The sequence below is a fragment of the Bradyrhizobium sp. UBA2491 genome (genome assembly GCF_002341725.1).
Lineage (GTDB): Bacteria > Pseudomonadota > Alphaproteobacteria > Rhizobiales > Xanthobacteraceae > Bradyrhizobium.
In genome coordinates, this window is record NZ_DDOP01000015.1 from 185,762 (window position 1) to 211,925 (window position 26,164).

The following is a 26,164-nucleotide window of genomic DNA, read 5'->3' on the forward strand; positions in this document are numbered from 1 at the left end:
CCCTAGCAAAGGCACTTTTTAGCCTGAAGGAAAGATGAACAAACTGCGTCCCTGCACCGCAGCAAGCAAAGAAAGCAGCAAAAAGGCCGGCAGAACGCCGGCCTTCTCGTTGGCTACCGTAGTCTTGCGGATGCCTATTCCGCGGGCGGCAGTGCCAGCGGCTCCGCTTCCGGGGCCGTCGGCACGATCGCCGCCTGCTGCTTCTCGCGCTCGTCGAGGATCAGCTTGTCGCGCTTGACCGCGACTTCGCGGATCCGCGCCATCGAGGCGCCGGTGCCGGCCGGGATCAGGCGGCCGACAATGACGTTCTCCTTGAGGCCTTCGAGCGGGTCGATCTTGCCGTTGACCGCCGCCTCGGTGAGCACGCGCGTGGTCTCCTGGAACGACGCCGCCGAGAAGAACGAGCGGGTCTGCAAGCTCGCCTTGGTGATGCCGAGCAGAACCGGCGTCCCCGTGGCGGGCTTCTTGCCCTCCTCCTTGGCCTTGGTGTTGAGCGCGTCGAACTCGATCTTGTCGACCTGCTCGCCCGAGATCATGTCGGTGTCGCCCTGGTCGGTGACCTCGACCTTCTGCAGCATCTGACGGACAATCACCTCGATGTGCTTGTCGTTGATGAGCACGCCCTGCAACCGGTAGACCTCCTGGATTTCGTTGACCAGATAGGCAGCGAGTTCCTCGATGCCCTTGATCGCCAGGATGTCGTGCGGCGCCGGATTGCCTTCGACGATGAAATCGCCCTTTTCGACGATGTCGCCGTCCTGAAGGTGGATGTGCTTGCCCTTCGGGATCAGGTACTCGCGCGGCTCCTCGGTCTTGTCCATCGGCTCGATCGAGATGCGACGCTTGTTCTTGTAGTCGCGGCCGAAGCGGATCGTGCCCGCGGTCTCCGCGATGATCGCCGCATCCTTCGGCTTGCGAGCCTCGAACAGTTCCGCCACCCGCGGCAGACCGCCGGTGATGTCACGCGTCTTGGCGCTCTCGGTCGAGATACGCGCCAGGATGTCGCCGGGCATCACCTTCGCACCGATGTCGACCGACAGAATGGCGTCGACCGACAGCATGTAGCGGGCATCGCCGCCACGCGCGAGCTTCAGCACCTTGCCGTCCTTGCCCTTGACCACGATGGCCGGACGCAGGTCCGAGCCGCCGCGCGTCGTGCGCCAGTCGATGACCACGCGCTTGGCGATACCGGTCGATTCGTCGAGCGTTTCCGAGATCGACTGGCCTTCGACCAGATCCTCGAAACCGATCGTACCCTCGACTTCGGTGAGCACCGGGCGGGTATAGGGGTCCCACTCGGCGATGCGCTGGCCGCGCTTGACCATGTCGCCTTCGCCGACGTGCATCTTCGAACCGTACTGAATACGGTGGGTGGCACGCTCGGCGCCGTCGGCATCGACGATCGCAACGACCATGTTGCGCACCATCGCGATCAGGCTGCCCTCGCTGTTGCGGGCGATCGCCTTGTTCCGGATCACGATCTTGCCGTCGAAGTTGGATTCGACGAACGACTGCTCGTTGAGCTGCGCGGCGCCGCCGATGTGGAACGTGCGCATCGTCAGCTGCGTGCCGGGCTCACCGATCGACTGCGCCGCGATGACGCCGACGGCCTCACCGTGGTTGACCGGGGTGCCGCGGGCCAGATCGCGGCCGTAGCACTTGGCGCAGATGCCGTTGATCAGCTCGCAGGTCAGTGCGGAGCGGATCTTCACCTCCTGGATGCCGGCCTGCTGGATCGCGTCGACATGACTCTCCTCCATCAAGGTGTCGCGCTTGATGACGACCTCGTTGGTGGCGGGATCACGCACGTCATCGCAGGCCGTGCGGCCCAGGATACGCGAACCGAGCGAGGCGACCACGGTGCCGGCGTCGACGATGGCGCGCATCTTGATGCCGAGCTTGGTGCCGCAATCGGTCTGCGTGATGATGCAGTCTTGCGCGACGTCGACCAGACGACGGGTCAGGTAGCCCGAGTTCGCGGTCTTCAACGCGGTGTCCGCGAGGCCCTTGCGGGCGCCGTGGGTCGAGTTGAAGTACTCGAGAACCGACAGACCTTCCTTGAAGTTGGAAATGATCGGCGTCTCGATGATCTCGCCCGACGGCTTGGCCATCAGGCCGCGCATGCCGGCGAGCTGGCGCATCTGGGCCGGCGAACCACGCGCACCGGAGTGCGCCATCATGTAGATCGAGTTGATGTCGGCATCCGCGCCCGCCGCCGTCTTCTTGGTGGACGAGATCTCCTTCATCATCGCCTTGGCGACTTCTTCACCGGCCTTCGACCAGGCGTCGACGACCTTGTTGTACTTCTCGCCATGGGTGATCAGGCCGTCATTGTACTGCTGCTCGAAATCCTTCGCCAGCGTACGGGTCTGGTCCACGATCTTCCACTTCGACGCCGGCACGACCATGTCGTCCTTGCCGAACGAGATGCCCGCCTTGAAGGCGTTGTAGAAGCCGAGCGCCATGATGCGGTCGCAGAAGATCACCGTCTCCTTCTGACCGCAGTGACGGTAGACCTGGTCGATCACGCCGGAGATCTCGCGCTTGGTCATCAGCTTGTTGATGATGTCGTACGAGATCTTGGTGCTCTTCGGCAGCAGATTGCCGAGCATGACGCGACCGGCGGTGGTTTCGATCCACCGCTTCGACATCTTGCCTTCCTCGTCCATGCCTTCCCACCGGTACTTGATCTTGGTGTGGAGGTGGATGACCTTCGAATGCAGGGCATGCTCGAGCTCGGCCATGTCGCCGAAGATCTTGCCCTCGCCGGGCAGGCCTTCGCGCATGATCGAGACGTAGTAGAGGCCGAGCACGATGTCCTGCGACGGCACGATGATCGGCTGGCCGTTCGCCGGATGCAGGATGTTGTTGGTCGACATCATCAGCACGCGCGCTTCCAGCTGCGCTTCGAGCGACAGCGGAACGTGCACGGCCATCTGGTCGCCGTCGAAGTCGGCGTTGAAGGCGGCGCAGACCAGCGGATGCAGCTGGATCGCCTTGCCTTCGATCAGCACCGGCTCGAACGCCTGGATGCCCAGACGATGCAGCGTCGGCGCGCGGTTCAGCAGCACCGGATGCTCGCGGATCACCTCGTCGAGAATATCCCAGACCTCCGGACGCTCCTTCTCGACCAGCTTCTTGGCCTGCTTCACCGTGGTGGAGAGGCCCTTGGCGTCGAGCCGCGAGTAGATGAACGGCTTGAACAGCTCGAGCGCCATCTTCTTCGGCAGGCCGCACTGATGCAGGCGCAGTTCGGGACCGACCACGATCACCGAACGGCCCGAATAGTCGACGCGCTTGCCGAGCAGGTTCTGACGGAACCGGCCCTGCTTGCCCTTCAGCATGTCGGCGAGCGACTTCAATGGCCTCTTGTTGGCACCCGTGATGACGCGGCCACGGCGGCCGTTGTCGAACAGCGCGTCGACGGCCTCCTGCAGCATGCGCTTTTCGTTGCGGATGATGATGTCGGGCGCACGCAGCTCCATCAGCCGCTTCAAGCGGTTGTTGCGGTTGATGACGCGGCGATACAGGTCGTTGAGGTCCGAGGTCGCGAACCGGCCGCCGTCGAGCGGCACCAGCGGACGCAGGTCCGGCGGGATCACCGGCACCACCGTCATGATCATCCATTCCGGCTTGTTGCCGGAGACGCGGAACGCCTCGACGATCTTCAGACGCTTGGCAAGCTTCTTGTGCTTGATGTCGGAGTCGGTCTCCGCCATGTCGGCACGCAAGGTCGCCTCGAGCTTCTCGAGCTCGAGCCCCTTCAGCAGCTCGCGGATCGCCTCGGCGCCGATCATGGCGGTGAAGCTGTCCTGGCCGTACTCGTCCTGCGCCTTCAGATACTCGTCTTCCGACAGCAGCTGACGGTCCTTCAGCGCGGTCAGACCCGGCTCCAGCACGACGTAGTACTCGAAGTACAGGATCCGCTCGAGATCCTTCAGCGTCATGTCGAGCAGGAGGCCGATGCGCGACGGCAGCGACTTCAGGAACCAGATGTGGGCGACCGGCGCCGCCAGCTCGATGTGGCCCATGCGCTCGCGCCGAACGCGCGACAGCGTCACCTCGACCGAGCACTTCTCGCAGATGATGCCCTTGTACTTCATCCGCTTGTACTTGCCGCACAGGCACTCGTAGTCCTTGATCGGCCCGAAGATGCGGGCGCAGAACAGGCCGTCGCGCTCCGGCTTGAAGGTGCGGTAGTTGATGGTCTCTGGCTTCTTGATCTCGCCGTACGACCAGGACAGAATCTTCTCCGGAGACGCGATCGAAATCCGGATCTGGTCGAAGACCTGAGCCGGCGTCGTCGGATTGAAAAGATTCATAATCTCTTGATTCATGGTCTTCTCCTCGCGTGCCGATCGTCACCGGCAGCAAATTCGAAACTTTTAGTCAGCGCGCGCCCCACTCAACGTCCGGGCGGAGCGCGAAGGCCCGGCGCGAGAAACGCGCCGGGCATCGATCACAGCGTTACTCGGCGGCTTCCGACGTCGGCGCCGGTCCCACCTTGGAATTGTGCAGGTCGACGTTGAGGCCGAGCGAGCGCATTTCCTTGACCAGCACGTTGAACGATTCCGGAATGCCGGCCTCGAAGGTGTCGTCGCCGCGCACGATCGCCTCGTACACCTTGGTACGGCCGGCGACGTCGTCCGACTTCACGGTCAGCATCTCCTGCAGCGTGTAGGCGGCGCCGTAGGCTTCCAGCGCCCAGACCTCCATTTCGCCGAAGCGCTGGCCGCCGAACTGCGCCTTGCCGCCCAGCGGCTGCTGGGTGACGAGCGAGTACGGACCGATCGAACGCGCGTGGATCTTGTCGTCCACGAGATGGTGCAGCTTGAGCATGTAGATGTAGCCCATCGTCACCTTGCGATCGAACGCATCGCCGGTACGGCCGTCATAGACGGTCGACTGGCCGGAGGCGTCGAAGCCCGCGAGCTTCAGCATCTCCTCGATGTCGGCTTCCTTGGCGCCGTCGAACACCGGCGTTGCGATCGGCACGCCGTGGCTCAGGTTGCGGCCGAGTTCCAGCAGCTCGTTGTCGTTCAGCGACTTGATGGTTTCATCCTCGCCGTAGATCTTCTTCAGGGTCTCGCGCAGCGGCTTGAGATCCTGCCTCTGATAGTAGGCGTCGATGGTCTGGCCGATGCGCTTGCCGAGGCCGGCGCAGGCCCAACCGAGATGCGTCTCGAGGATCTGGCCGACGTTCATGCGCGAGGGCACGCCGAGCGGGTTGAGCACGATGTCCGCATGGGTACCGTCCTCGAGGAACGGCATGTCCTCGATCGGCACGATCTTCGACACCACGCCCTTGTTGCCGTGACGGCCGGCCATCTTGTCGCCGGGCTGGATCTTGCGCTTCACCGCGACGAAGACCTTGACCATCTTCATCACGCCGGGCGGCAATTCGTCACCACGCTGGAGCTTCTCGACCTTGTCGAGGAAGCGCTGCTCGAGGCCCTTCTTCGACTCGTCGTACTGCTTCCGCATGGCCTCGATCTCGGCCATCAGCTTGTCGTTCGGCGAGGCGAACAGCCACCACTGCGACTTCGGATACTCGTCGAGCACCGCGCGGGTGATCTTGGTATCCTTCTTGAAGCCCTTGGGGCCGGCGATGCCCTGGCGGTTCTCCAGCAGCTCGGCGAGGCGGTTGTAGACGTTGCGGTCCAGGATCGCCTGCTCGTCGTCGCGGTCCTTGGCCAGGCGCTCGATCTCTTCCCGCTCGATCGCCAGCGCACGCTCGTCCTTGTCGACGCCGTGGCGGTTGAACACGCGGACTTCCACGATGGTGCCCTGCACGCCCGGAGGCACGCGCAGCGAAGTATCGCGGACGTCGGAGGCCTTCTCGCCGAAGATGGCGCGCAAGAGCTTCTCTTCCGGCGTCATCGGGCTCTCGCCCTTCGGCGTGATCTTGCCGACCAGGATGTCGCCGGCGCGGACTTCCGCACCGATGTAGACGATACCGGCTTCGTCGAGGTTCTTCAGCGCTTCTTCCGAGACGTTCGGAATGTCGCGGGTGATTTCCTCAGGACCGAGCTTGGTGTCGCGGGCCATCACCTCGAACTCCTCGATGTGGATCGAGGTGAAGACGTCGTCCTTCACGATCCGCTCGGAGAGCAGGATCGAGTCTTCGAAGTTGTAGCCGTTCCACGGCATGAACGCGACCAGCACGTTGCGGCCGAGCGCGAGCTCGCCGAGATCGGTCGACGGACCGTCAGCGATGATGTCGCCCTTCTTGACGATGTCGCCGACCTTCACCAGCGGACGCTGGTTGATGCAGGTCGACTGGTTCGAGCGCTGGTACTTCATCAGCCGGTAGATATCGACGCCCGACTTGGTCGGATCGAGATCCTCGGTGGCGCGGATCACGACGCGGGTGGCGTCGATCTGGTCGATCACGCCCGAGCGGCGCGCGGCGATCGCCGCGCCCGAGTCACGGGCGACCACGCCTTCCATGCCGGTGCCGACGAACGGCGCCTCGGCGCGAACCAGCGGCACCGCCTGGCGCTGCATGTTCGAGCCCATCAGCGCGCGGTTGGCGTCGTCGTTCTCGAGGAACGGGATCAGCGCCGCGGCGACCGAAACCAGCTGCTTCGGCGACACGTCCATGTAGTCGACCTTGTCCGGCGTCACCGGCAGCACTTCGCCGGCGTGGCGGCAGACCACCAGATCGTCGGTGAAGCGGCCCTTGGCATCGAGCGGCACGTTGGCCTGCGCGACGCGGTAGCGCCCCTCTTCCATCGCCGACAGATAGACCACCTCGTCGGTGACCCGGCCGTCCTTGATCTTGCGATAGGGCGTCTCGACGAAGCCGTATTTGTTGACGCGCGCGAACGTCGCCAGCGAGTTGATCAGGCCGATGTTCGGACCTTCCGGCGTCTCGATCGGGCAGATCCGGCCGTAATGCGTCGGATGCACGTCGCGGACTTCGAAGCCGGCACGCTCGCGGGTCAGACCGCCCGGGCCAAGCGCCGACAGGCGTCGCTTGTGGGTGATCTCCGACAGCGGGTTGGTCTGGTCCATGAACTGCGACAGCTGCGACGAGCCGAAGAACTCGCGCACCGCGGCAGCCGCCGGCTTGGCGTTGATCAGGTCCTGCGGCATCACGGTGTCGATATCGACACTCGACATGCGCTCCTTGATCGCGCGCTCCATGCGGAGCAGGCCGATCCGGTACTGGTTCTCCATCAGCTCGCCGACCGAACGCACCCGGCGGTTGCCGAGGTGGTCGATGTCGTCGATCTCGCCCTTGCCGTCGCGCAGGTCGACCAGGGTCTTGATGACCGCCAGGATGTCTTCCTTGCGCAGCGTGCGATGGGTGTCGGGCGCATCGAGCTCGAGGCGCATGTTCATCTTGACGCGGCCGACCGCGGAAAGGTCGTAGCGCTCGGCATCGAAGAACAGCGACTGGAACATGGCCTGCGCCGAATCCAGCGTCGGCGGCTCGCCCGGACGCATCACGCGGTAGATGTCGAACAGCGCGTCCTCACGCGTCATGTTCTTGTCGGCCGAGAGCGTGTTGCGGATGTAGGCACCGACATTGACGTGGTCGATGTCGAGCAGCGGCAGGTCCTTGTAGCCCTGCTCGTTCAGCACCTTCATCGACTTCTCGGTGATCTCTTCGCCGGCTTCGGCGTAGATTTCACCGGTCTTCGGGTTGACGAGATCCTCGGCGAGATAGTTGCCGACGAGCTCCTCGTCCGACATGCGCAGCGCCTTGAGGCCCTTCTCCTGCATCTGACGTGCGGTGCGCACGGTCAGCTTCTTGCCGGCCTCGAGCACCACCTTGCCGGTGTCGGCGTCGATCAGGTCATTGATCGTCGAGTAGCCGCGGAAGCGGTTGGCGTCGAACGGCACGCGCCAGCCTTCCTTGGTCCGCTTGTAGGCGATCTTCTTGTAGAAGGTCGACAGGATCTGCTCGCCGTCGAGACCGAGCGCGTACATCAGCGAGGTCACGGGGATCTTGCGGCGGCGATCGATGCGCGCGAACACGATGTCCTTGGCGTCGAACTCGATGTCGAGCCAGGACCCGCGATACGGAATCACGCGCGCGGCAAACAGCAGCTTGCCGGACGAATGGGTCTTGCCCTTGTCGTGGTCGAAGAACACGCCGGGCGAACGGTGCATCTGCGAAACGATGACGCGCTCGGTGCCGTTGACCACGAAGGTGCCATTCATCGTCATGAGCGGGATATCGCCCATGTAGACGTCCTGCTCCTTGATGTCCTTCACCGACTTGGCGCCGGTTTCCTCGTCGATATCGAACACGATCAGGCGCAGCGTCACCTTGAGCGGCGCAGCGAAGGTCATGCCGCGCTGGCGGCACTCGTCGACGTCATATTTCGGCTGTTCGAACTCGTAGCGGACGAACTCGAGCATCGAGGTGCCGGAGAAGTCCGAGATCGGAAACACCGAGCGGAACACCGCCTGCAGGCCCTCGTCGAGGCGGCCGCCGGCCGGCTCGTCGACCATCAGGAACTGGTCATAGGACGCCTTCTGAACCTCGATGAGGTTCGGCATCTCGGCGACTTCCTTGATGTGACCGAAAAACTTGCGTACGCGTTTGCGACCGGTGAATGTCTGCTGCGCCATCGTGGCCTCTCATTTTCGTCGCCTTTGTCTGGCGAACCTTCCGGGACGCGACTGCCATCGGCCCCGGGTTGAATTTCGAATCGTCCCGAAGGAACGAAGCCAGCGCTCAGGAATTAAATCCCAGTCCCGGCTTCCATTGCCTTCAAAACGCAAAACGACGCGCGGGGCGCATCACTGCACCCGCTCGTCCAAACGCTCCGCTTCACGGACTGAAAAAGCCCGAAATCTGACTGTCTCCCAACGGCCTAGCCCGAGGACCCTGCCGTCCCCGCCACCGACCGTGTTTTTCCGCTGCCAACCCCATATGGGTAGGCAATAATGGAGATTCGAGGGTTAAGTCCACGGATCCCCACACTTTCTTGTGTCCGACGCGCCACGCGACAACCTGTCGCACGCCGTTTGCATGGCCCGGGAGCGCCCTGCGGCGCTCCCGGATCGCGCATTACTTGAGCTCGACCTTGGCGCCAGCCTTCTCGAGCTGAGCCTTGATCTTGTCGGCTTCGTCCTTGTTGACGCCTTCCTTGACCGGCTTCGGAGCGCCTTCGACGAGGTCCTTGGCTTCCTTCAGGCCCAGGCCGGTGATGGCGCGGACTTCCTTGATGACCTCGATCTTCTTGTCGCCGGCGGCAGCCAGCACGACGGTGAAGTCGGTCTTCTCTTCAGCCGGAGCAGCGGCACCGCCGCCAGCAGCCGGGCCGGCCACCGCAACGGCGGCAGCGGCGGAGACGCCCCACTTTTCTTCGAGGAGCTTGGCGAGTTCGGCGGCTTCGAGCACGGTGAGGCTCGAGAGGTCGTCGACGATTTTCTGCAAGTCAGCCATTGATCTGTTTCCTTAAACGTTTGGTTCGAACCAGGTTTGAGATTAGCGAAGGGTCAGGCCGCTTCGCCCTTTGAGGCATGAGCCTGGATGACGCGCGCGAGCTTGGCCGCGGGCGCGTTCGAGAGCTGAGCAAGCTTGGTCGCCGGCGCCACGATGAGGCCAACGATCTTGCCGCGCAGTTCGTCGAGCGACGGCAGTGAGGCGAGCGCCTTCACGCTGTCGACATTCAGGACGGTTTTACCCATCGAGCCGCCAAGGATGACGAACTTCTCGTTCGCCTTGGCGAATTCGACGGCAACCTTTGGCGCCGCAACCGGATCGTCCGAAGTAGCGATCACGGTCGGCCCCTTCAGCAGGGAGCCGATGGCAGCGACGTCAGTGCCTTCAAGAGCAATTTTGGCGAGACGGTTCTTCGAGACCTTCACCGACGCGCCCGCCTGCTTCATCTGCATGCGCAGCTTCTGCATCTGGGCCACGGTGAGGCCGGAATAGTGAGCAACGATCGCAACCGACGTGGCCTTGAAGACCCCGTTAAGTTGTTCGACCGACTCCTTTTTTGCCGCTCGTTCCACAGCAAGCTCTTTCCGGTTGGCGGCCTTTCCGCGAAGGCAGGACCGCCGGGTTGCACCCATCGTCCCGCCCTAAACCTGATCCGCTGGGGCGCTAAGACCCTTCGGACATGCCGGGCAAGACGACATCTAGTAGCCTGCCCTCCCAGAGCCTTGCGGCCATGGGCTGTCGAGGTTCGAACCAAACCAGCCTTCCAGCCGCGACCATGCCGCGACGTGAAGTGCAAAATCCGGTCTTCACCCGTCTATGCAGGCCATGCGATTAAGCCGTTGAAAACACGAAGTTCTCGTGGGCGCCTGCAGTCTTGGACAGGATCAAGGCACTTCAGCTAGCTGAAGGCCCCTGCTCTCACTCCACCAGAGGCGACGGGTCTCCTTCCTTTCGAGCATCCTTGCGGCATGCGGAAAGGAATGATCTCCTATCATCTCAGGTTTTCGGAATGCGAGCACGGACATGCCAGCAAGTGCCAGCACGCCCGGAAGGCGCTATGTAGCCGGTCCTGCCCGGCTTGCCAAGAGCAAATATTGGACCAGTTCCGACATAGGTGTGCGGAACTTGGTCATGCCTTCGAGGTCGGCCTCTCAGGCGCCCTTGACCGCATAGGGCAACGGCCGGCCGGCAAAGAACGCGTCGAGATTGGCCAGCACGCAGTCCTGCATCGCGACATGCGATTCCAAGGTATGGCCGCCGAGATGCGGCGACAGCACCACGTTCGGCAACGCGGTCAGCGCATCCGGCACATGAGGCTCCCTGGCGAACACGTCGAGGCCGGCGCCGGCGATGGTCCCATCGGTCAGCACCGCGACCAGCGCCGCCTCGTCGATGACGGAGCCGCGCGAGATGTTGACGACAATGCCGTCGCTGCCGAGCCGGCGCAGGATGTCGGCATTGACCACGCGCTCGGTCTCCGCACCGGCGCGCACGGCGACCATCAGCACGCTGCACCAGTCGCTGAGCGCCTCGAGGGTCGGAAAATACTGGTAGGGCACGTCGTGCCTCGAGCGGCTGAAATAGCCGACCTCGGTCTCGAAGCCGGCGACGCGGCTTGCGATCTTGCGGCCGATCTCGCCCATGCCGTAGACGCCGACCTTGCGGCCGAGCATGCCGGCCTGCGGCCGCATCATCGGCGACGGCTTGGCGCCGGCCCAGTCGCCGCTCCGGACATAATTGTCGGCCACCAGCAGACGGCGCACCGACGCCAGCATCAGGGTCAGCGCCGTGTCGGCAACCGACGCCGCATTCGCCCCCGGGCTGTGGCCGACCGCGATCCCGCGCCTGGCGGCCGCAGCGAGATCGACGCCATCATAGCCGGTGCCGTAGCAGATGATCGCGCCGAGCTTCGGCAGCAGGTCCATCGCATCGCCCCGGAGCGGCGTGCCGCCAGCGGTGATCATGGCGCGGATACCCGCGAGTTCCGCGGCCGGAAATGCTTCGTCCAGCCGCTTGCCAGCGGCGTTCAGCAGCTCGAAGCGCTCGCCGAAGCGGATCAGCTGGGCCTTGGGAAAACGCGAATAGACCAGAACCTTATCGGGCATTGTTATTGTTTCCTGCGAGAGGCTTCAGATCTTGTCTTGGCGCGCTTTCTTCATGCGAAACGGAAGTAGCTTCGCTCGAAAACGCTTTGGCAAAACAAAGGGCGGAATCGGTTGCCCGATCCCGCCCTCTCTATCTCGTTACGGCCAGAGATCTCAGCCGAGGATCGTGCCCGGCTCGACCTTCACGCCCGGGCCCATGGTGGAGGACACCGCCACGCGCTGGATGTAGGTGCCCTTGGAACCGGCGGGCTTCGCCTTGGAGACCGCGTCGGCGAGCGCCTTGACGTTCTCGACCAGCTTGTCCTCGGAGAACGAGGCCTTGCCGATGCCGGCCTGCACGATGCCGGCCTTCTCGACGCGGAACTCGACCGAACCGCCCTTGGCACCCTTCACGGCGTTGGTGACGTCCATGGTCACGGTGCCGATCTTCGGGTTCGGCATCATGCCGCGCGGACCGAGCACCTTACCGAGGCGGCCGACCAGCGGCATCATGTCGGGAGTGGCGATACAGCGATCGAAATCGATCGCACCGCCCTGCACCTTCTCGACCAGGTCCTCGGCACCGACGACGTCGGCACCAGCGGCCTTGGCTTCCTCGGCCTTCGCGCCACGCGCGAACACGCCGACGCGCAGCGTGCGGCCGGTGCCGTTCGGCAGGTTGACGACGCCGCGGACCATCTGGTCGGCGTGACGCGGGTCGACGCCGAGATTGATCGCGATCTCGATCGTCTCGTCGAACTTCGACTTGGCGCGCTCCTTGACCATCTTGATGGCATCCGCGAGCGGATAGAGCTTTTCGCGGTCGACACCCTCGCGGGCCTTCTGCAAACGCTTTCCGATTGACATGGCCCGTTACCCCGCAACTTCCAGACCCATCGAGCGGGCAGAGCCCTCGACCATCTTCATGGCCGATTCGATGGTGTCGCAATTCAGATCCTTCATCTTCTTCTCGGCGATCTCGCGCACCTGCGCCTTGGTCACCTTGCCGGCCTTGTCGCGGCCCGGCGCCTTCGAGCCGGACTGGATCTTGGCAGCCTGCTTGAGGAAGAAGGACATCGGGGGGGTCTTCATCTCGAAGGTGAACGAACGATCGGCGTAGATCGTGATCACCACCGGAATCGGCGTGTTCTTTTCTTCCTTCTGCGTCTGGGCGTTGAACGCCTTGCAGAATTCCATGATGTTGAGGCCGCGCTGACCAAGCGCGGGACCGATCGGGGGCGAGGGATTCGCCGCACCGGCCGGGACCTGAAGCTTCAGGTATCCGGTCACTTTCTTTGCCATTTAGTACTCCTGTTGTGCCGGCGATGCCGGCGGTTTCAGGTTCCGTGGTTCGGTTGAAGGGGCTGGCGACCGCCTCCTCCCTCCCACGGCCTTTGCTTGACGCGAGGCGTATACCCCACGCCGTCCGGTCAGACCACCTTTTCGACCTGACCGAATTCCAGTTCCACCGGGGTCGCGCGGCCGAAGATCGACACCGCGACCTTCACGCGCGAGCGCGCCTCGTCGATTTCTTCCACCACGCCGGAGAACGAGGCGAACGGGCCGTCGGCCACGCGCACGTTCTCGCCGATTTCGAACGACACCGACGCCTTCGGACGCTCCACGCCCTCCTGCACCTGGTGCAGGATCCGCATCGCCTCGGCTTCCGAGATCGGCATCGGCTTGTTTTCCGCACCGAGGAAGCCAGTCACCTTCGGGGTGTTCTTGATCAGATGGAACGCCTCGTCGGTCAGCTTCATCTTCACCAGCACATAGCCCGGGAAGAACTTGCGCTCGGCGTCGATCTTGCGGCCGCGGCGCACCTCGGTGACCTTCTCGGTCGGCACCAGGATCTGCTCGAACAGATCTTCCAGCCCGCGCTGCTTGGCCTGTTCGCGGATCGATTCCTGAACCTTCTTCTCGAAGTTGGAATAGGCGTGAACGATGTACCAGCGCTTGTCCATCAATTGAGTTCCAGTGCTCATCAGTGGATGCCCAGTATCAGGGTGATGAGATAGCGGATGATCTGATCCGCGGCGAAGAAGAAGATCGAGGCCAGCGCCACCATCACGAACACCATGATGGTGGTGATGGTCGTCTCGCGGCGCGTCGGCCAGGTGACCTTGGCGGTCTCCGAGCGTACTTCCTGCAGGAATTTGAACGGGCTGAAAGCCATCGTGAGATCCGCGTCCGTCTCCGGACGATTGCAACGTTTCAAGGAATCCGAACAGCCGACCTTGCGGACCCAGCCCTCGTTTGGAAGGTTGAGCCGATAAACGAGCTCGATTGTTCGGGGAATTAGGCCGCGCCGGATATCCGCCATCAAAGCGGGCCGGCTGCGAGTGCCGGGTATCTACTGCGAGAGGAGCCAAACGTCAAGATCAGCAGCGTCGCGCCCCACCCCGGCCGCAGCTGCGGCGAACCGGGACAGAGCCCCTCAAATCAAGCACTTAGGCGCACGGCTGGAGCTCAATTGGCCTCGCCCATCCACCGCCGCGGCCGGGTCGATCACCCGGCAAAGCTGTTCTGGACCGCCTGATCCAACGTCGAGCCGCCGACATAGCGCTGCCGCAGCTCGCGCTTGAGCAGCTTGCCGCTCGGGTTCTTCGGCAGGGCATCCACGAAGATCACCCGCTTCGGCACCTTGAAATGGGCCATCGACGCCGCGCAATGCTTGATGACGGTATCGGCATCGAGGCTCTCGCCGGCCTTGACCACGACGATCGCGGTCACCGCCTCGATCCAGCGCGGGTCGGGCAGCCCGACCACCGCGACCTCCGACACCGCCGGCAGCCGGTAGACCATCTCCTCGACCTCGCGGCTTGCGACATTCTCGCCGCCGCTCTTGATCATGTCCTTCACGCGATCGACCACGGTGATGTAGCCATCGGCGTCGACAACAGCGAGATCGCCGGAGTGAAACCAGCCGCCGGCAAACGCGGCCGCGGTCTTGACCGGATCGTTGTAGTAACCGGACAGCAGGTGCGGCGAGCGGTGCACGATCTCGCCGACCTCCCCGACGGCGACGTCGGTCATGTCGGGCTTGACCACACGGGTCTCGACATTGATCGCGGGCTTGCCGGCGGAGCCGGCCTTCGGCAGCTGGTCCTGCGGCGCGAGCACGGTCGCGAGCGGCGCGATCTCGGTCTGGCCGTAGAAATTCCAGAACTTCACGTCCGGCAGCCGGCGCTGCAATTCGAGCAGCACCTCGACCGGCATGATCGAGGCGCCGTAATAGCCCTTGCGCAGGGTCGACAGGTCGGTGCGATCGAACGCCGGCGAGCGCAGCATCGCGATCCAGATCGTCGGCGGAGCGAAGAACGAATTGATCCTGTGGGTCGCGATCAGCGCCAGGACGTTGTCGGGCACCGGCTTGCCGGTGATCAGGCTGGTGGCGCCGAGGTAGATCGCGGGTCCGAGGAAGACGTCGAGCTGCGCGCAGTGATAGAGCGGCAGCGCGTGCAGCACGGTGTCGTCGGTCGCCATGCCGCCGTCGATGATGCAGCTGACATACTGCCACATCACCGCTTCATGGGTGAGGATCGCGCCCTTCGGCAGCGATTCGGTGCCGCTGGTGTAAATGATCTGCGCGGGGTCGCGGCTGTCCACCGACACGTCCGGCGCCGACGCATCGCTGTGCAGCAAACTGTCGAATGTCGTGATGCCTTCAGGCGCGGTCGCGGCATCTTCACCGGGCAGCCAGATCAGGGTCTCGACCGCCGAGCCCTTGGCCGCCGCGGCATGCGCGGTCTCCACGAAGTCAGGGCCGACCGCGAGCAGCCTAGCGCCTGAATTGGCGAGGATGAAATTGATCTCGTCGGGATTGAGCATGAAGTTGATCGGCACCAGGATCGCACCGATCCGCGCCACCGCGAAGCGCAGCGCGGCGAAGCCGTGCGAATTGCGCGACAGCACCGCGACGCGGTCGCCCTTCGCGACGCCAAGGCCGATCAACCCGCGGCCGAGCCGGTTGCAGATCGCGTCCATCTCCGCGAAGGTCCAGCCCACCTCGCCGCAGATCAGCGCGGTCTTGTTTGGGTAGCGCTTCGCCGACCGGCGCAATAGATCGCCGATGCTGTGCTCACGCGCGCGCTGGATGGTCGCTGCGATGTCTTCGCTCATGTAGGCCCTCCCGAATGTGCTTGTTGTCGTTGTCCTGCCTTCGCCGCGCCGCCGCTATTGCCGAGCGGCGTAGGCGTGTTCCATGTAGGTGTGCTCGACCGAACGATCGAGCGAGGCGATCTTCTCGAAGCCGCGCCGCCAGTCCTGCAAGTGCCGTCGCGTCCACAGCACGCCGGCTTCCTTGTCGCGGCGCCTGATCGCGTCGAGCATATGGCCATGCGCCTCGACGAGGCGCGCGCCGCCCTCCGGCACGCCGCCGACGATCATCTCGGTGGTCGGAAAGAACAGCTGCGCGGCGGGCTCGCGGGCGAGCTGCAACACGCGGTTCTGCGAGGCCTTGGCCATCAGCACGTGGAATTCGGCGTCGAGCTCGGCGAGCTCGGCGGGATTACCGACCACATTGGCGCTGCGCTCGAGATTGCCGGCGAGCTCGGCGATGTTCTCATCGGTGGCACGCTCCACCGCGCCTTCGACGCTCGCGATCTCCAGCGTCATCGAGGCCTCGAACAATTCGCGGAACGTCACCTCATGCAGGATCAGCGCGCGCGACAGCCGCGTGGCGAGCTTGTTGTAGCGCGGCAGGCAGGCTTGCAGGCGGCGGCTGGAATCGCGGCGGATCAGCCCGCCCTCCTCCAGTACGCGGATGCCTTCGCGCACCGTCGAGCGATTGACGCCGAACTGCTCCACCAGCTGCTGCTCGGTGCCGATCGGCTCGCCCGGCTTGATCCGGCCGTTGATGATCTCGCGCTCGATCGCGTCGGCGACCTTCTGATAGGCCGGCGCGACGTCGATGCGCCGGAACAATGGCGTGGCGGGCACCCTGGGCTCCCGATTGTTGTTTGTCGGACAAAGCTAGAGGAAGGCCGATGAACCGTCAAATGCGTCCATACCGGCTGGATTGTCGCATCTGGCGGGCCAGAATTGACACTGGAACCGGGCAAATCTAACTTTGTCGGACAAACCGATAAGAACACCCCGGGAGGACGCATCACCATGAAATCCATCGCCACGAGTCTGTCCGCCGCCGGCCTCTTCGCCGCCGTGCTGGCGGGGCCTGCGCTCGCGCAGCAGACACCGCTCAAGATCGGCGTGCTGACCGATTTCCAGTCGGTCTATTCGGACATCGGCGGCGCCGGCAACGTCGAAGCCACCAAGATGGCGATCGAGGAGTTCGGCGGCTCGATGTTCGGCAAGCCGATCGAGCTCGTCACCGCCGATGCCCTCAACAAGGCCGACGTCGCCGCCACCATCACCCGGAAATGGTACGAGGCCGAAGGCGTCGACATGATCATCGACATGCCGACCTCGGCGACCGCGCTCGCCGGCATGGAGATGTCGAAGCAGTTCGAGAAGATTATGATCGTGACGGACGCGGCGAGCTCCGACATCACCGGCAAGTCCTGCTCGCCCTATACGCTGCACTGGACCTACGACACCTACGGCAACGCCCACACCGTCGGCAGCGCGATCGTGAAGAACGGCGGCGACACCTGGTTCTTCATCACCGCCGACTACGTGTTCGGCCATTCGATCGAGCGCGACACCGGTGACGTGGTCCGCGCCGCCGGCGGCAAGGTGCTCGGCAGCGCGCGGCATCCGCTCAACACGCCGGACTTCTCGTCCTTCCTGTTGCAGGCGCAGGCCTCGAAGGCCAAGATCGTCGGCCTCGCCAATGGCGGCGGCGACACCATCAACGCGATCAAGCAGGCGTCCGAATTCGGCATCGTCGCAGGCGGGCAGAATCTGGCCGGGATCGTGATGTTCATTTCCGACATCCACAGCCTCGGGCTGAAGCTCGCGCAGGGGCTGATCATCACCGAGGCGTATTATTGGGATCTCAACGATCGCACCCGCGCCTTCGGCAAGCGCTTCTTCGAGCGCACCAAGCGGATGCCGACGATGAACCAGGCCGCGACCTACAGCGCCACACTGCACTACCTCAATGCGGTCAAGGCCGCCGGCACCAAGGAGACCAAGCCGGTACTGGCCAAGATGCGCGCCACCCCGGTGCGCGACGCCTTCACCGACAACGGCGTGGTGCGCGAGGACGGCCGCATGGTGCACTCGATGTTCCTGTTCGAGGTCAAGAAGCCCGAAGAATCGAAGGCGCCGTGGGATTACTACAAGCTGCTCGCCGAGGTGCCCGGCGACCAGGCGTTCCGGCCGCTCAAGGACGGTGGCTGCCCGCTGGTCAAGTAGCCGGAAACGATCATGGCCGGGGTCCAGGACCTCGGCCAAAGTATTCAAATTGTTGGCTTAAAAGCTGGCAGGAGTGGCAGGGCTCGAACCTGCGACCCCCGGTTTTGGAGACCGGTGCTCTACCAATTGAGCTACACTCCTGCAGGGAACCGACGTCGCCGCCGGTTCGCGCCGTTTCAAGCACAGGGCATGGCCGGTTTGCAAGGGCTGAGCGCTGAAGCTTCTGTTCATTGCAAAACTTCTGCGTCAGACTTCCACCATCACGCCTCGTCGGCACCTCGCCGCAAGAATCAAGAGCCCGGGAGAGACCATGAACGCCCAAACCGCCACCAAGCATGCCGCCAGCCCGGCCACCCCGTCCCTGCCCTTGGCCAAACCCGAATCGATCGGACTGTCGGGCACGCGGCTACAGGCGCTGTCCGACACGTTCAAGCGCGAGGTCGACAAGGGAACTGCGCCCGGCTTCACCGTGCTGGTGGCGCGGCGCGGCCAGGTCGGCTGGTTCGACGCGATCGGCCGGCAGAGCCCGACCGCCGCGGCACCGATGACGCATGACACGGTCTTCCGCATCTTCTCGATGACCAAGCCGATCGTCTCGGTCGGCATCATGCAGCTGCTCGAGGACGGCCACTTCCTGCTCAACGATCCCGTCGCCAAGTTCATCCCCGAATTCGCCGAGACCAAGGTCGGCGTCGAACGCGACGGCAAGCTCGAGCTGGTCCCCGTGCAGCGGCAGATGACGATCCAGGATCTGCTGCGCCACACCTCGGGTTTAACCTATGACCACACCGGCAACGGCCCGGTGCAGGAGCTCTACAAGCAGTCGCGGCTGCGCAGCCGCAAGATCACCAATGCAGAGCACGCCACCATGCTCGCCAGCATGCCCTTGGTCTGCCAACCGGGCGCCGAATGGAATTACAGCCGCTCCACCGACATCCTCGGCCGCATCATCGAAGTCGTCAGCGGCAAGACGCTCGGCGAATTCCTCACCGAGCGCATCCTCGCGCCGTTGCAGATGAACGAGACCGCGTTCCACACGCCCGAAGCCAATGCCGGCCGGCTGGCCGAGGCATTTGGCAACGATCCCTGGACCAATGAGAAGGTGCAACTGTTCAACATGCTGGAGAAGCCGGCGATGGAATCCGGCGGTGGCGGACTGGTGTCGACCACGATGGACTATGCCCGCTTCGCGCAGATGCTGCTCAATGGCGGCTCGCTCGACGGCACCAGGATCATCGGCCGCAAGACGCTCGAATTCATGGCCTCCGATCACCTCGGCGCCGGCGTCAAGGTTCAGGGCACGCTGGTGTCGCCCGGCCACAGCTTCGGCCTCGGCTTCGCCGTGCGCATGCAGCAGGGCATCGCAGCGTTCTCCGGCTCGGTCGGCCAGTACTTCTGGAGCGGCATGGCCGGCACGTTCTTCTGGATCGACCCGCGCGAAGACCTGATCGCGGTCTTCATGATGCAGGGCCCGGGCCAGCGCGAATACACCCGCTCGCTGGTGAGGAACGGGGTGTACTCAGCAGTGGAGTGATCGCTGCCTCCCCTCATCAATGCTGTCATGCTCCGCGAAAGCGGGGCATCCAGCACGCCGCGGCGGTCGTGATGAATCGAGAGGCCTCGGCGTACTGGATCACCCGCTTTCGCCGGTGATGACGAGATGAATGCGTGGCACGCTCTGCGCACCAACGACGATCAGCTGATCGTCGCGCCGCCGTCGATCACCACGGTCTGGCCGGTCATGAAGTCACCGGCGCGCGAGCCCATCATCACCGCGCAGCCCGCGATCTCGTCCGGCACGCCGATGCGCAGCAGCGGCGAGCGCGCGGTCGAGGCCTTCAGATTGTCCGGATTGTCCCACAGCGCCTTGGCGAAGTCGGTCTTGATCAGGCCGGGCGCGATGCAGTTCACGCGGATATTGTGCTTGCCGTACTCACAAGCCAGGTTGCGCGCGAGCTGCATGTCGGCGGCCTTCGAGATCGCGTAGGCGCCGAGGATGGTCGAGCCCTTGAGGCCGCCGATCGAGGACACGATGATGACGGAGCCGTCCTTGCGCTCGATCATCTGCGGCACCACCATCGAGATCAGCCAGTTGTTGGCGACGATGTTGTTCTCGAGGATTTTTCTGAATTGATCGTCGGAGATGCCGGCGAGCGGGCCATAATAGGGATTGGACGCCGCGTTGCAGACCAGCACGTCGATCTTGCCGAAGGCGCGGTTGCTCTCGTCGACCAGGTTTTGCAGGTTTTCCTTCGAAGAGATGTTGGCCGCGATCGCAACCGCAGTGCCCTTGCCGTAGCTGTCGTTGATCTCCTTCGCCACCTGCTCGCAGACGTCGGCCTTGCGCGAGGAGATCACGACCTTGGCGCCGTGCTCGGCCATCCGCTCGGCGATCGCGCGCCCGATGCCGCGCGTCGAGCCGGTGATGACGGCGACTTTTCCCTTCATGTCGAACAAGGTCATGGTTCTCTCCCTGATGTAAGATGTTTGAGTTCTGCGTTTAGCTTAGGCAGTGATGCGGTGCTGCGATAGCAGCAATCACGCGAGCTTGCTCGCCGGCCGCACTTCGGGCCCGGACGGCTGATGCATCGCGGCGTGGCGCGGATCGGCGATCCAGGGCTGCTGGTTCACCATCGGCAGCCGCCAGGTCGACAGGCCGACACCCGCGATGTGATCGAGCCGCGTCACCGAGACGTTGTCGACGTCGAAGGACAATCCGCGATCCGGCTGGCCGCCGAGCGCAAGGCCGACCGCGGCACGGATCACGCCGCCATGGCCGACCGCGATGATGTTCCGGCCCGCTTCCGCAGCCGTGATCCGCACGATCGTGCGGCAGACCCGCGTGTAGAGGTCCATGAAACTCTCGCCGCCCGGTGCGGGCTCGTTGACGTCGGCAAACCAGCTCCGGCCGGGCGGCTGGCTGGCGAGCAGCGCGGCGCGGTTCATGCCCTGCCACCGGCCGAGATGCTGCTCGGCGAAATCCCGCTCCTGCGTCATGTTGGCCGGCTTCGGAAATCCAGCGGCCCAGATCGCTTCTGCGGTCTGGTGCGTGCGCTTGAGGTTGCTCGAATACCAGACCGCGTCGCGCGGCAGCATCTTGGCAACTGCCTCGAACACTTCGACGTCGCCGGTGTCGCAGTCGATGTCCTCTTGGCCGTAGATGTTGCCGCCGTCGCTGCGCACCGGCGCGTGGCGAATCCACCACCACCGCGTCACCGTCACGTTTGGCTTGTCTGGATTGGACATCGGATGAGCCCTTCAATACTGTCCCCCGTCGCTGTACGTCACGCCGCACACCGTCTCAAGTGCTTCGGACGTTTGAAATTTTGTTTGAATTCCGTCGCGCGGCAAAGGCGCCACGGACCACGTGAACAGGGAGAACCTCATGGGCCGCCTCGAAGGCAAATCCGTAATCATCACCGGCGCCGGCAGCGGCATCGGCCGCGCGGCGTCGCTGCTGTTCACCAGGGAAGGCGCGAGACTGATTGCGGTCGACCGTACCGATGGCGTCAACGAGACCGCGAAGCTGGTGCGCGATGCCGGCGGCACCGTCGAAGCCGTGACCGCCGATGCGGGATCGGAGAGCGACGTGAAGGCCTTCATCGAGAAGGCGGTTTCGAAGTACGGCAAGCTCGACGCGATCTGGGCCAATGCCGGCGTCAGCGGCGGCCTCGTTCCGCTCGCCGATCAGACCCCCGAGCATTGGCAGGAGGTGCTGCGCGTCAATTTGATCGGCCCGTTCCTCGCGATCAAGCATTCGATTCCGCACATGACCAAGCAGGGCTTTGGCTCGATCATCCTCACCGCGTCGGTCGCGGGCCTGAAGGCCGGCGCCAGCGGACATCCCTACGGCGCGAGCAAGGCCGGCGTCATCAGCCTGGTGCAGACCACCGCCTACTCGCTCTCCGGCACCGGCGTGCGCGTCAACGCGGTCTGCCCCGGCCTGATCGAGACCGGCATGACCAAGCCGGTGTTCGACCGCGCCAAGGAGCGCGGCACCCAGGACAAGATCGGCCAGCTCAATCCGCTGAAGCGCCCCGGCCAGCCGCACGAACTCGCCGCGATGGGGCTGTTCCTGGCCAGCGACGAAGCCTCCTACGTCAACGGCCAGGCCATCCCGGTCGACGGCGGCCTGACGGCATCGATGCCGTATACCGGCAAGCCGGTCTAACGACCGCGCACTTCATCGTGTCATCGTCGTCCCGGCGCAGGCCGGGACCCATACGCCGCAGCACGACTTGCAAGCGGGACTCGGTTCGCCGGCATCGTGCACCAATCTGCATTTGGGGTGATGGGTCCCGGCCTGCGCCGGGACGATGGCGAGGATGTTGCACGAGCTGTGAATCAGCTCCTTCGTTCTCGCGACATGAACCGTCCGGGACGCGTCCGCGCGCGCACAACACGTTCTTTTCCCTTTCGCAGTTTCGTTGCTATGGTCGGGCGATCCGTTCCCGTTCATGGCGCCATTCATGCAAACCCCACGTCCCGACCGTATCCGCAAAATGTTGGCCGACCTCGTCGCCTTCGACACGGTGAGCGATCGTTCCAACCTGCCGCTGATCGATTACATCGAGCGTTACCTTGCCTCGTTCGGCGTCAGCGGTGAGCGCGTCGTGGATGACACCGGGCAGAAGTCCTCGCTGTGGGTCACGATCGGCCCCCGGGACAAGGCGGGCCTGGTTCTGTCGGGGCATACCGACGTCGTGCCGGTCGCGGGGCAGGACTGGACCCACAACCCGTTCGAGCTCGTCGAGCGCGACGGCAAGCTGTACGGCCGCGGCACCACCGACATGAAGGGCTTCGTCGCAGTCTGTCTTGCCATGGTGCCGGAGATGGTCGATGCCGGCCTGAAGACGCCGATCCATCTTGCGATCTCCTACGACGAGGAGATCGGCTGCGTCGGCGTGCGGCCGATGCTGCGCGAGGTCGCGCGCAAGAGCGTGAAGCCGCTCGGCTGCTTCGTCGGCGAGCCGACCCGGATGCAGGTGATCATCGGCCACAAGGGCAAGCACGGCGTGCGTGCCACCTTCCGCGGGCTCGCGCGTCACTCCTCGATCGCGCCCGACGGCGTCAACGCCATCGAATACGCGGCCGACCTGATATCAGAGATTCGCCGCCGCGCCGCGCTGCTGGCCGCGGATGCCGAACAAGACAGTCTCTACGACGTCCCGCACTCGACGCTGCTCACCAGCATCGTCCACGGCGGCGCCGCGCTCAACATCGTGCCCGACCAGTGCGTGGTGGAGTTCGAATGCCGCGGCATTGGGATCACCGAGTCCAGACAGGTGACGGACGCGATCGTCGCCTGGGCCGAGGCGGAGATCGAGCCGAAGATGCGCGCACGGCATCCGGACTGCGGCATCGACTTCGCGGAGATCCTCGACTATCCCGCGCTCGATACCGCCGCCGACGCCCCGATCGTCACGCTCGCCAAGCAATTCGCCGGTCGCAACGACCACGCCAAGGTCGCCTTCGGTACCGAGGCCAGCCTGTTCACCAGCATGGCAGACGTGCCGTCGGTGGTGATCGGCCCCGGCGGAATCGCGCAGGCGCATACGCCGGACGAATTCGTCGAGATATCGCAGCTCGAGGCGTGCGGAGACTTCGTCGCGCGACTGATCGCGCATTGCGCGAAGTGAGACGGCATGTGTGGACGGATTGACGAGGCGTCGCCCGCCGTTTCTTGCGTCAGGCCGAAGTTCGCCCCAAGCCGTGGGCTCACGGATGCACAGCAAGGGCCGATTGGCACAGGCAGGGGCAGCCTATTCGGCGGAGCAGGATGATGGTCGAGAAGCGTCGGCGCGGCGCTGCCCTCGAGGATGCGATCCTCGACGCAGCCTGGCAGGAATTGCTCGATCGTGGTTATGGCGGCTTCACGATGGAGGCCGTCGCGAAACGGGCAGGCACCAGCCGGCCCGTTCTGGCGCGCCGGTGGGCAAGCCGATCCGATCTCGTCGTCGCCGCCATTGCGAACTACAACCAGAGCAACCCGGTTAGAACGCCGGATCTCGGGAACGTCAGGGACGAGCTGGTCTCCCTGCTCCAGAAGTTCTCGGACCGTGGAGCGCGGACGATGCTCCGGGTCCTGCTCAGCATGGGTGACTACTTCCTGGAGACCGACACCAATCTTGCCGATCTGCGTCGACGGCTCGTTGGCGACGGCAAGCTGAAAGAGGTTTTGCACCGAGGCGTTGGCGAGGTCCTTCAACGAGGCGTCGAGCGAGGCGAACTGGATCAAAGCAGGCTGACGCCGCGAATATCGACCCTGCCCATCGACCTGATTCGCCACGAGGTGCTCATGACGCACCGGCCCGTATCGAAGAAGGTGATCGAGGAGATCATCGATACGATCTTTCTGCCACTGGTGACGGCACGCCCGCGCCGGAACTGAATCACCTGACATTCGAGCGGCGCCTCGTCGGCATCTCAGGCCCGGCTTCCATACCAGCTCGCGGCCGGAGTTCGGCCGGGATGCGGCATCTGATCGGCTCGAGCACGTCACCCTCGCCACAAGATACATATGCGCATCTTATTGACAGCGCGCACCTGCTCCATTAGATGCATAATCGCATCTTATGCCACAGGGAGTGCAGTATGCCCGTCAAGCCGAGTTCCGAGGCGCGCGGCCGCAATGTCCTGATCTCCGGTGCGAGCATCGCCGGGCCGGCGACGGCATATTGGCTGAACCGATACGGCTTCGCCGTGACCGTGGTGGAGCGGGCTGCCACCATCCGAAGCGGCGGTTACCCGATCGATGTAAGGGGTACCGCGATCGACGTCGCGGAACGCATGGGCGTGTTGCCGCAACTCCGCACGGTCCATATCGATACGCGGAAGCTGACGTTCGTCGATGCCGGCGGACATCCGATCGCCGCGATCTCGCCCGAAGACCTGGCCGGCGGAATGACCAGCCGTCACGTCGAGCTGCCGCGCGGCGTGCTCGTTTCGATCTTGTATGATCTGACGCGGCACATGCAGGTCCGTTATCGGTTCAACGATTCGATCGACGCGATCGACGACGATGGGGCCGGTGTCGACGTCCGTTTCAGCAGCGGGGCGAAGCAGCGCTTCGATATCGTGATCGGCGCGGACGGCATGCATTCGAACACCCGCGCCCTGGCGTTCGGGCCGGAAGCACCGTTCCACCGCTATCTCGGTTTTTGCTTCAACCTGTTCTCGCTGCCGAACGAGCTTGGTCTGTCGCGCGAGGCCGTGATCTATTCCGCGCCGCGCCGCCTCGCCGGCGTGTATGCGGTTGGCGAGAGCCATCTGCTCCAGGCTTTCCTGAATTTCGCTGCCGACGAACCACCGTTTCGTTCGAATGCTGACGTCGACCAGCAACGCCGGCGGACGGAAGAACTTTTCCGTGATGGCGGTTGGGAGGTTCCTCGTCTGGTCGCGGCCATGCGACGCGCGGACGACCTGTTCTTCGACACAGTCGGCCAGATCCATCTGCCGCGCTGGTCGTCCGGCCGCGTGGCCCTCGTCGGCGACGCTGCTCACGCGCCCTCATTCCTGTCGGGACAAGGCACGAGCCTCGCGCTGGTTGGCGCCTACGTGCTTGCCGGAGAGCTGGCGGCGCATGGTGATCCCGCCGATGGCTTTGCGTCCTATGAGCGACTGGCACGGCCATTCATGGAGGCGAACCAGGCCCTCGCCCTGAACAATGGCGGGACCCTGCTCATGCCACGCACACAGGAGGAACTCGATGCCCGCAACGAAATACTTGCGACGATGCGAACGTCGGGCCCGGCCCCATCCTATGGCGAGCGCACCAGTCAGGTCCACAACTCGCTGAAGCTGCCCGACTACACGCACTTGATCGTCGGCTGAGCGGGGGTGTGGGCAAGGATCACAGACTGTTTGTCGCGCGGCCGACGGCGCATTGCGCGGAGCGAAAGCGGAAACAATTGCGCAGCCCGTATGAGCGAAGCCACAGGCCGGAACGATTTGCCGGGTATCGCTCCGCTCACCCAGGCTACGAAACTGCCTATGGCTTGTCGTACCGACCGTTCAGCATCAGCGCGAGCACTGGTGCGGCGCCCCGCTCCATGCGTCGATGGTTGACGAACGCGGAGCATTCGACGAGCGCATCGTATTGCTCGCGGCAACGCCGCTGAAAACCCGGCGCGTCGTCGATACGAAGAATGAGCACGCCACCCTTGGGAACTGATACACTCGTCATGCCGCTCGGAGGGTCATCGACGTATGTCATGCAGTCGATCCACGCGTCCATGTTGCGTCCATAGAAGTCGGGAAAGCCGAGCGTCGATTGGAAAACAGAATGAAAGCTGTCCCAATCCTGAATCTGGTCGACCGGAATTGTGATGATCATGGCGCGCCAGCGTAGTTG

Annotated in this window: 20 protein-coding genes and 1 tRNA gene; 6 read left to right on the forward strand and 15 right to left on the reverse strand. The window is 64.1% G+C overall.

Going from position 1 to position 26,164, the window contains the following annotated elements; translation table 11 throughout:
* Positions 1 to 134: 134 nt before the first annotated feature.
* From rpoC to B2W55_RS04790, 11 genes are all read right to left on the reverse strand, one after another.
* On the reverse strand, positions 135 to 4,337 hold the full coding sequence (gene rpoC / locus B2W55_RS04740; protein WP_024578566.1) for a DNA-directed RNA polymerase subunit beta': 4,203 nt from the start codon (positions 4,335 to 4,337) through the stop codon (positions 135 to 137).
* 130 nt (positions 4,338 to 4,467) lie between these two features.
* Positions 4,468 to 8,586: a DNA-directed RNA polymerase subunit beta gene (gene rpoB, locus B2W55_RS04745; protein WP_024578565.1), complete on the reverse strand. Its 4,119-nt coding sequence runs from the start codon at positions 8,584 to 8,586 to the stop codon at positions 4,468 to 4,470.
* Between the two features lie 442 nt (positions 8,587 to 9,028).
* Positions 9,029 to 9,406 carry a 50S ribosomal protein L7/L12 gene (gene rplL / locus B2W55_RS04750; protein ID WP_024578564.1) on the reverse strand — a complete coding sequence of 126 codons (378 nt, stop codon included), beginning with the start codon at positions 9,404 to 9,406 and terminating at the stop codon, positions 9,029 to 9,031.
* A gap of 53 nt (positions 9,407 to 9,459) precedes the next feature.
* Positions 9,460 to 9,978, reverse strand: a complete 519-nt coding sequence (gene rplJ, locus B2W55_RS04755) for a 50S ribosomal protein L10 (protein WP_024578563.1) — start codon at positions 9,976 to 9,978, stop codon at positions 9,460 to 9,462.
* Positions 9,979 to 10,557: 579 nt separating this feature from the next.
* On the reverse strand, positions 10,558 to 11,511 hold the full coding sequence (locus B2W55_RS04760) for a 2-hydroxyacid dehydrogenase (protein WP_024578562.1): 954 nt from the start codon (positions 11,509 to 11,511) through the stop codon (positions 10,558 to 10,560).
* Between the two features lie 153 nt (positions 11,512 to 11,664).
* A complete protein-coding gene (rplA, locus tag B2W55_RS04765; RefSeq protein ID WP_024578561.1) occupies positions 11,665 to 12,357 on the reverse strand; it encodes a 50S ribosomal protein L1 in 693 nt (230 codons plus the stop codon).
* A 6-nt stretch (positions 12,358 to 12,363) separates the two neighbouring features.
* The gene (gene rplK, locus B2W55_RS04770; RefSeq protein WP_008136439.1) at positions 12,364 to 12,792 is read right to left on the reverse strand and encodes a 50S ribosomal protein L11; all 429 of its coding nucleotides are present in this window, start codon (positions 12,790 to 12,792) and stop codon (positions 12,364 to 12,366) included.
* A gap of 128 nt (positions 12,793 to 12,920) precedes the next feature.
* Positions 12,921 to 13,454: a transcription termination/antitermination protein NusG gene (nusG, locus tag B2W55_RS04775; protein WP_024578560.1), complete on the reverse strand. Its 534-nt coding sequence runs from the start codon at positions 13,452 to 13,454 to the stop codon at positions 12,921 to 12,923.
* 20 nt (positions 13,455 to 13,474) lie between these two features.
* On the reverse strand, positions 13,475 to 13,666 hold the full coding sequence (gene secE, locus B2W55_RS04780) for a preprotein translocase subunit SecE (RefSeq protein ID WP_016840554.1): 192 nt from the start codon (positions 13,664 to 13,666) through the stop codon (positions 13,475 to 13,477).
* Positions 13,667 to 13,998: 332 nt separating this feature from the next.
* A complete protein-coding gene (locus B2W55_RS04785; protein ID WP_024578559.1) occupies positions 13,999 to 15,612 on the reverse strand; it encodes an acyl-CoA synthetase in 1,614 nt (537 codons plus the stop codon).
* 54 nt (positions 15,613 to 15,666) lie between these two features.
* Positions 15,667 to 16,431 (reverse strand): FadR/GntR family transcriptional regulator, encoded by a 765-nt coding sequence (locus tag B2W55_RS04790; protein ID WP_024578558.1) that lies wholly within the window; start codon positions 16,429 to 16,431, stop codon positions 15,667 to 15,669.
* A gap of 174 nt (positions 16,432 to 16,605) precedes the next feature.
* On the opposite strand from B2W55_RS04790, the gene B2W55_RS04795 reads away from it, so the two are divergent.
* Complete coding sequence (locus tag B2W55_RS04795) at positions 16,606 to 17,811, forward strand: ABC transporter substrate-binding protein (protein WP_024578557.1); 1,206 nt, start codon at positions 16,606 to 16,608, stop codon at positions 17,809 to 17,811.
* A gap of 65 nt (positions 17,812 to 17,876) precedes the next feature.
* Here B2W55_RS04795 and B2W55_RS04800 read toward each other — a convergent pair.
* Positions 17,877 to 17,952, reverse strand: a tRNA-Trp gene (locus tag B2W55_RS04800).
* Positions 17,953 to 18,121: 169 nt separating this feature from the next.
* Between B2W55_RS04800 and B2W55_RS04805 the strand changes: the two genes are divergently transcribed.
* Positions 18,122 to 19,345, forward strand: a complete 1,224-nt coding sequence (locus B2W55_RS04805) for a serine hydrolase domain-containing protein (RefSeq protein WP_024578556.1) — start codon at positions 18,122 to 18,124, stop codon at positions 19,343 to 19,345.
* Between the two features lie 161 nt (positions 19,346 to 19,506).
* Here the strand turns inward: B2W55_RS04805 and B2W55_RS04810 are convergent, their stop codons facing one another.
* Both B2W55_RS04810 and B2W55_RS04815 read right to left on the reverse strand, forming a co-directional pair.
* Positions 19,507 to 20,274, reverse strand: a complete 768-nt coding sequence (locus B2W55_RS04810; protein ID WP_024578555.1) for an SDR family NAD(P)-dependent oxidoreductase — start codon at positions 20,272 to 20,274, stop codon at positions 19,507 to 19,509.
* A 75-nt stretch (positions 20,275 to 20,349) separates the two neighbouring features.
* A complete protein-coding gene (locus B2W55_RS04815; protein WP_024578554.1) occupies positions 20,350 to 21,057 on the reverse strand; it encodes a histidine phosphatase family protein in 708 nt (235 codons plus the stop codon).
* A 139-nt stretch (positions 21,058 to 21,196) separates the two neighbouring features.
* Here B2W55_RS04815 and B2W55_RS04820 point away from each other — a divergent pair, with 139 nt between their 5' ends.
* The 4 genes from B2W55_RS04820 to B2W55_RS04835 all read left to right on the forward strand — a co-directional run bounded on the left by B2W55_RS04820 (position 21,197) and on the right by B2W55_RS04835 (position 25,644).
* The gene (locus tag B2W55_RS04820; protein WP_024578553.1) at positions 21,197 to 21,982 is read left to right on the forward strand and encodes an SDR family NAD(P)-dependent oxidoreductase; all 786 of its coding nucleotides are present in this window, start codon (positions 21,197 to 21,199) and stop codon (positions 21,980 to 21,982) included.
* 298 nt (positions 21,983 to 22,280) lie between these two features.
* A complete protein-coding gene (gene argE, locus B2W55_RS04825) occupies positions 22,281 to 23,450 on the forward strand; it encodes an acetylornithine deacetylase (protein ID WP_024578552.1) in 1,170 nt (389 codons plus the stop codon).
* Between the two features lie 143 nt (positions 23,451 to 23,593).
* Positions 23,594 to 24,202 carry a TetR/AcrR family transcriptional regulator gene (locus B2W55_RS04830; protein WP_200894380.1) on the forward strand — a complete coding sequence of 203 codons (609 nt, stop codon included), beginning with the start codon at positions 23,594 to 23,596 and terminating at the stop codon, positions 24,200 to 24,202.
* Positions 24,203 to 24,405: 203 nt separating this feature from the next.
* Positions 24,406 to 25,644, forward strand: coding sequence for an FAD-dependent monooxygenase (locus tag B2W55_RS04835; RefSeq protein WP_024578550.1), 1,239 nt, complete (start codon positions 24,406 to 24,408; stop codon positions 25,642 to 25,644).
* Positions 25,645 to 25,801: 157 nt separating this feature from the next.
* Here the strand turns inward: B2W55_RS04835 and B2W55_RS04840 are convergent, their stop codons facing one another.
* Positions 25,802 to 26,146 carry a barstar family protein gene (locus tag B2W55_RS04840; RefSeq protein WP_029878720.1) on the reverse strand — a complete coding sequence of 115 codons (345 nt, stop codon included), beginning with the start codon at positions 26,144 to 26,146 and terminating at the stop codon, positions 25,802 to 25,804.
* Between the last annotated feature and the right edge of the window lie 18 nt (positions 26,147 to 26,164).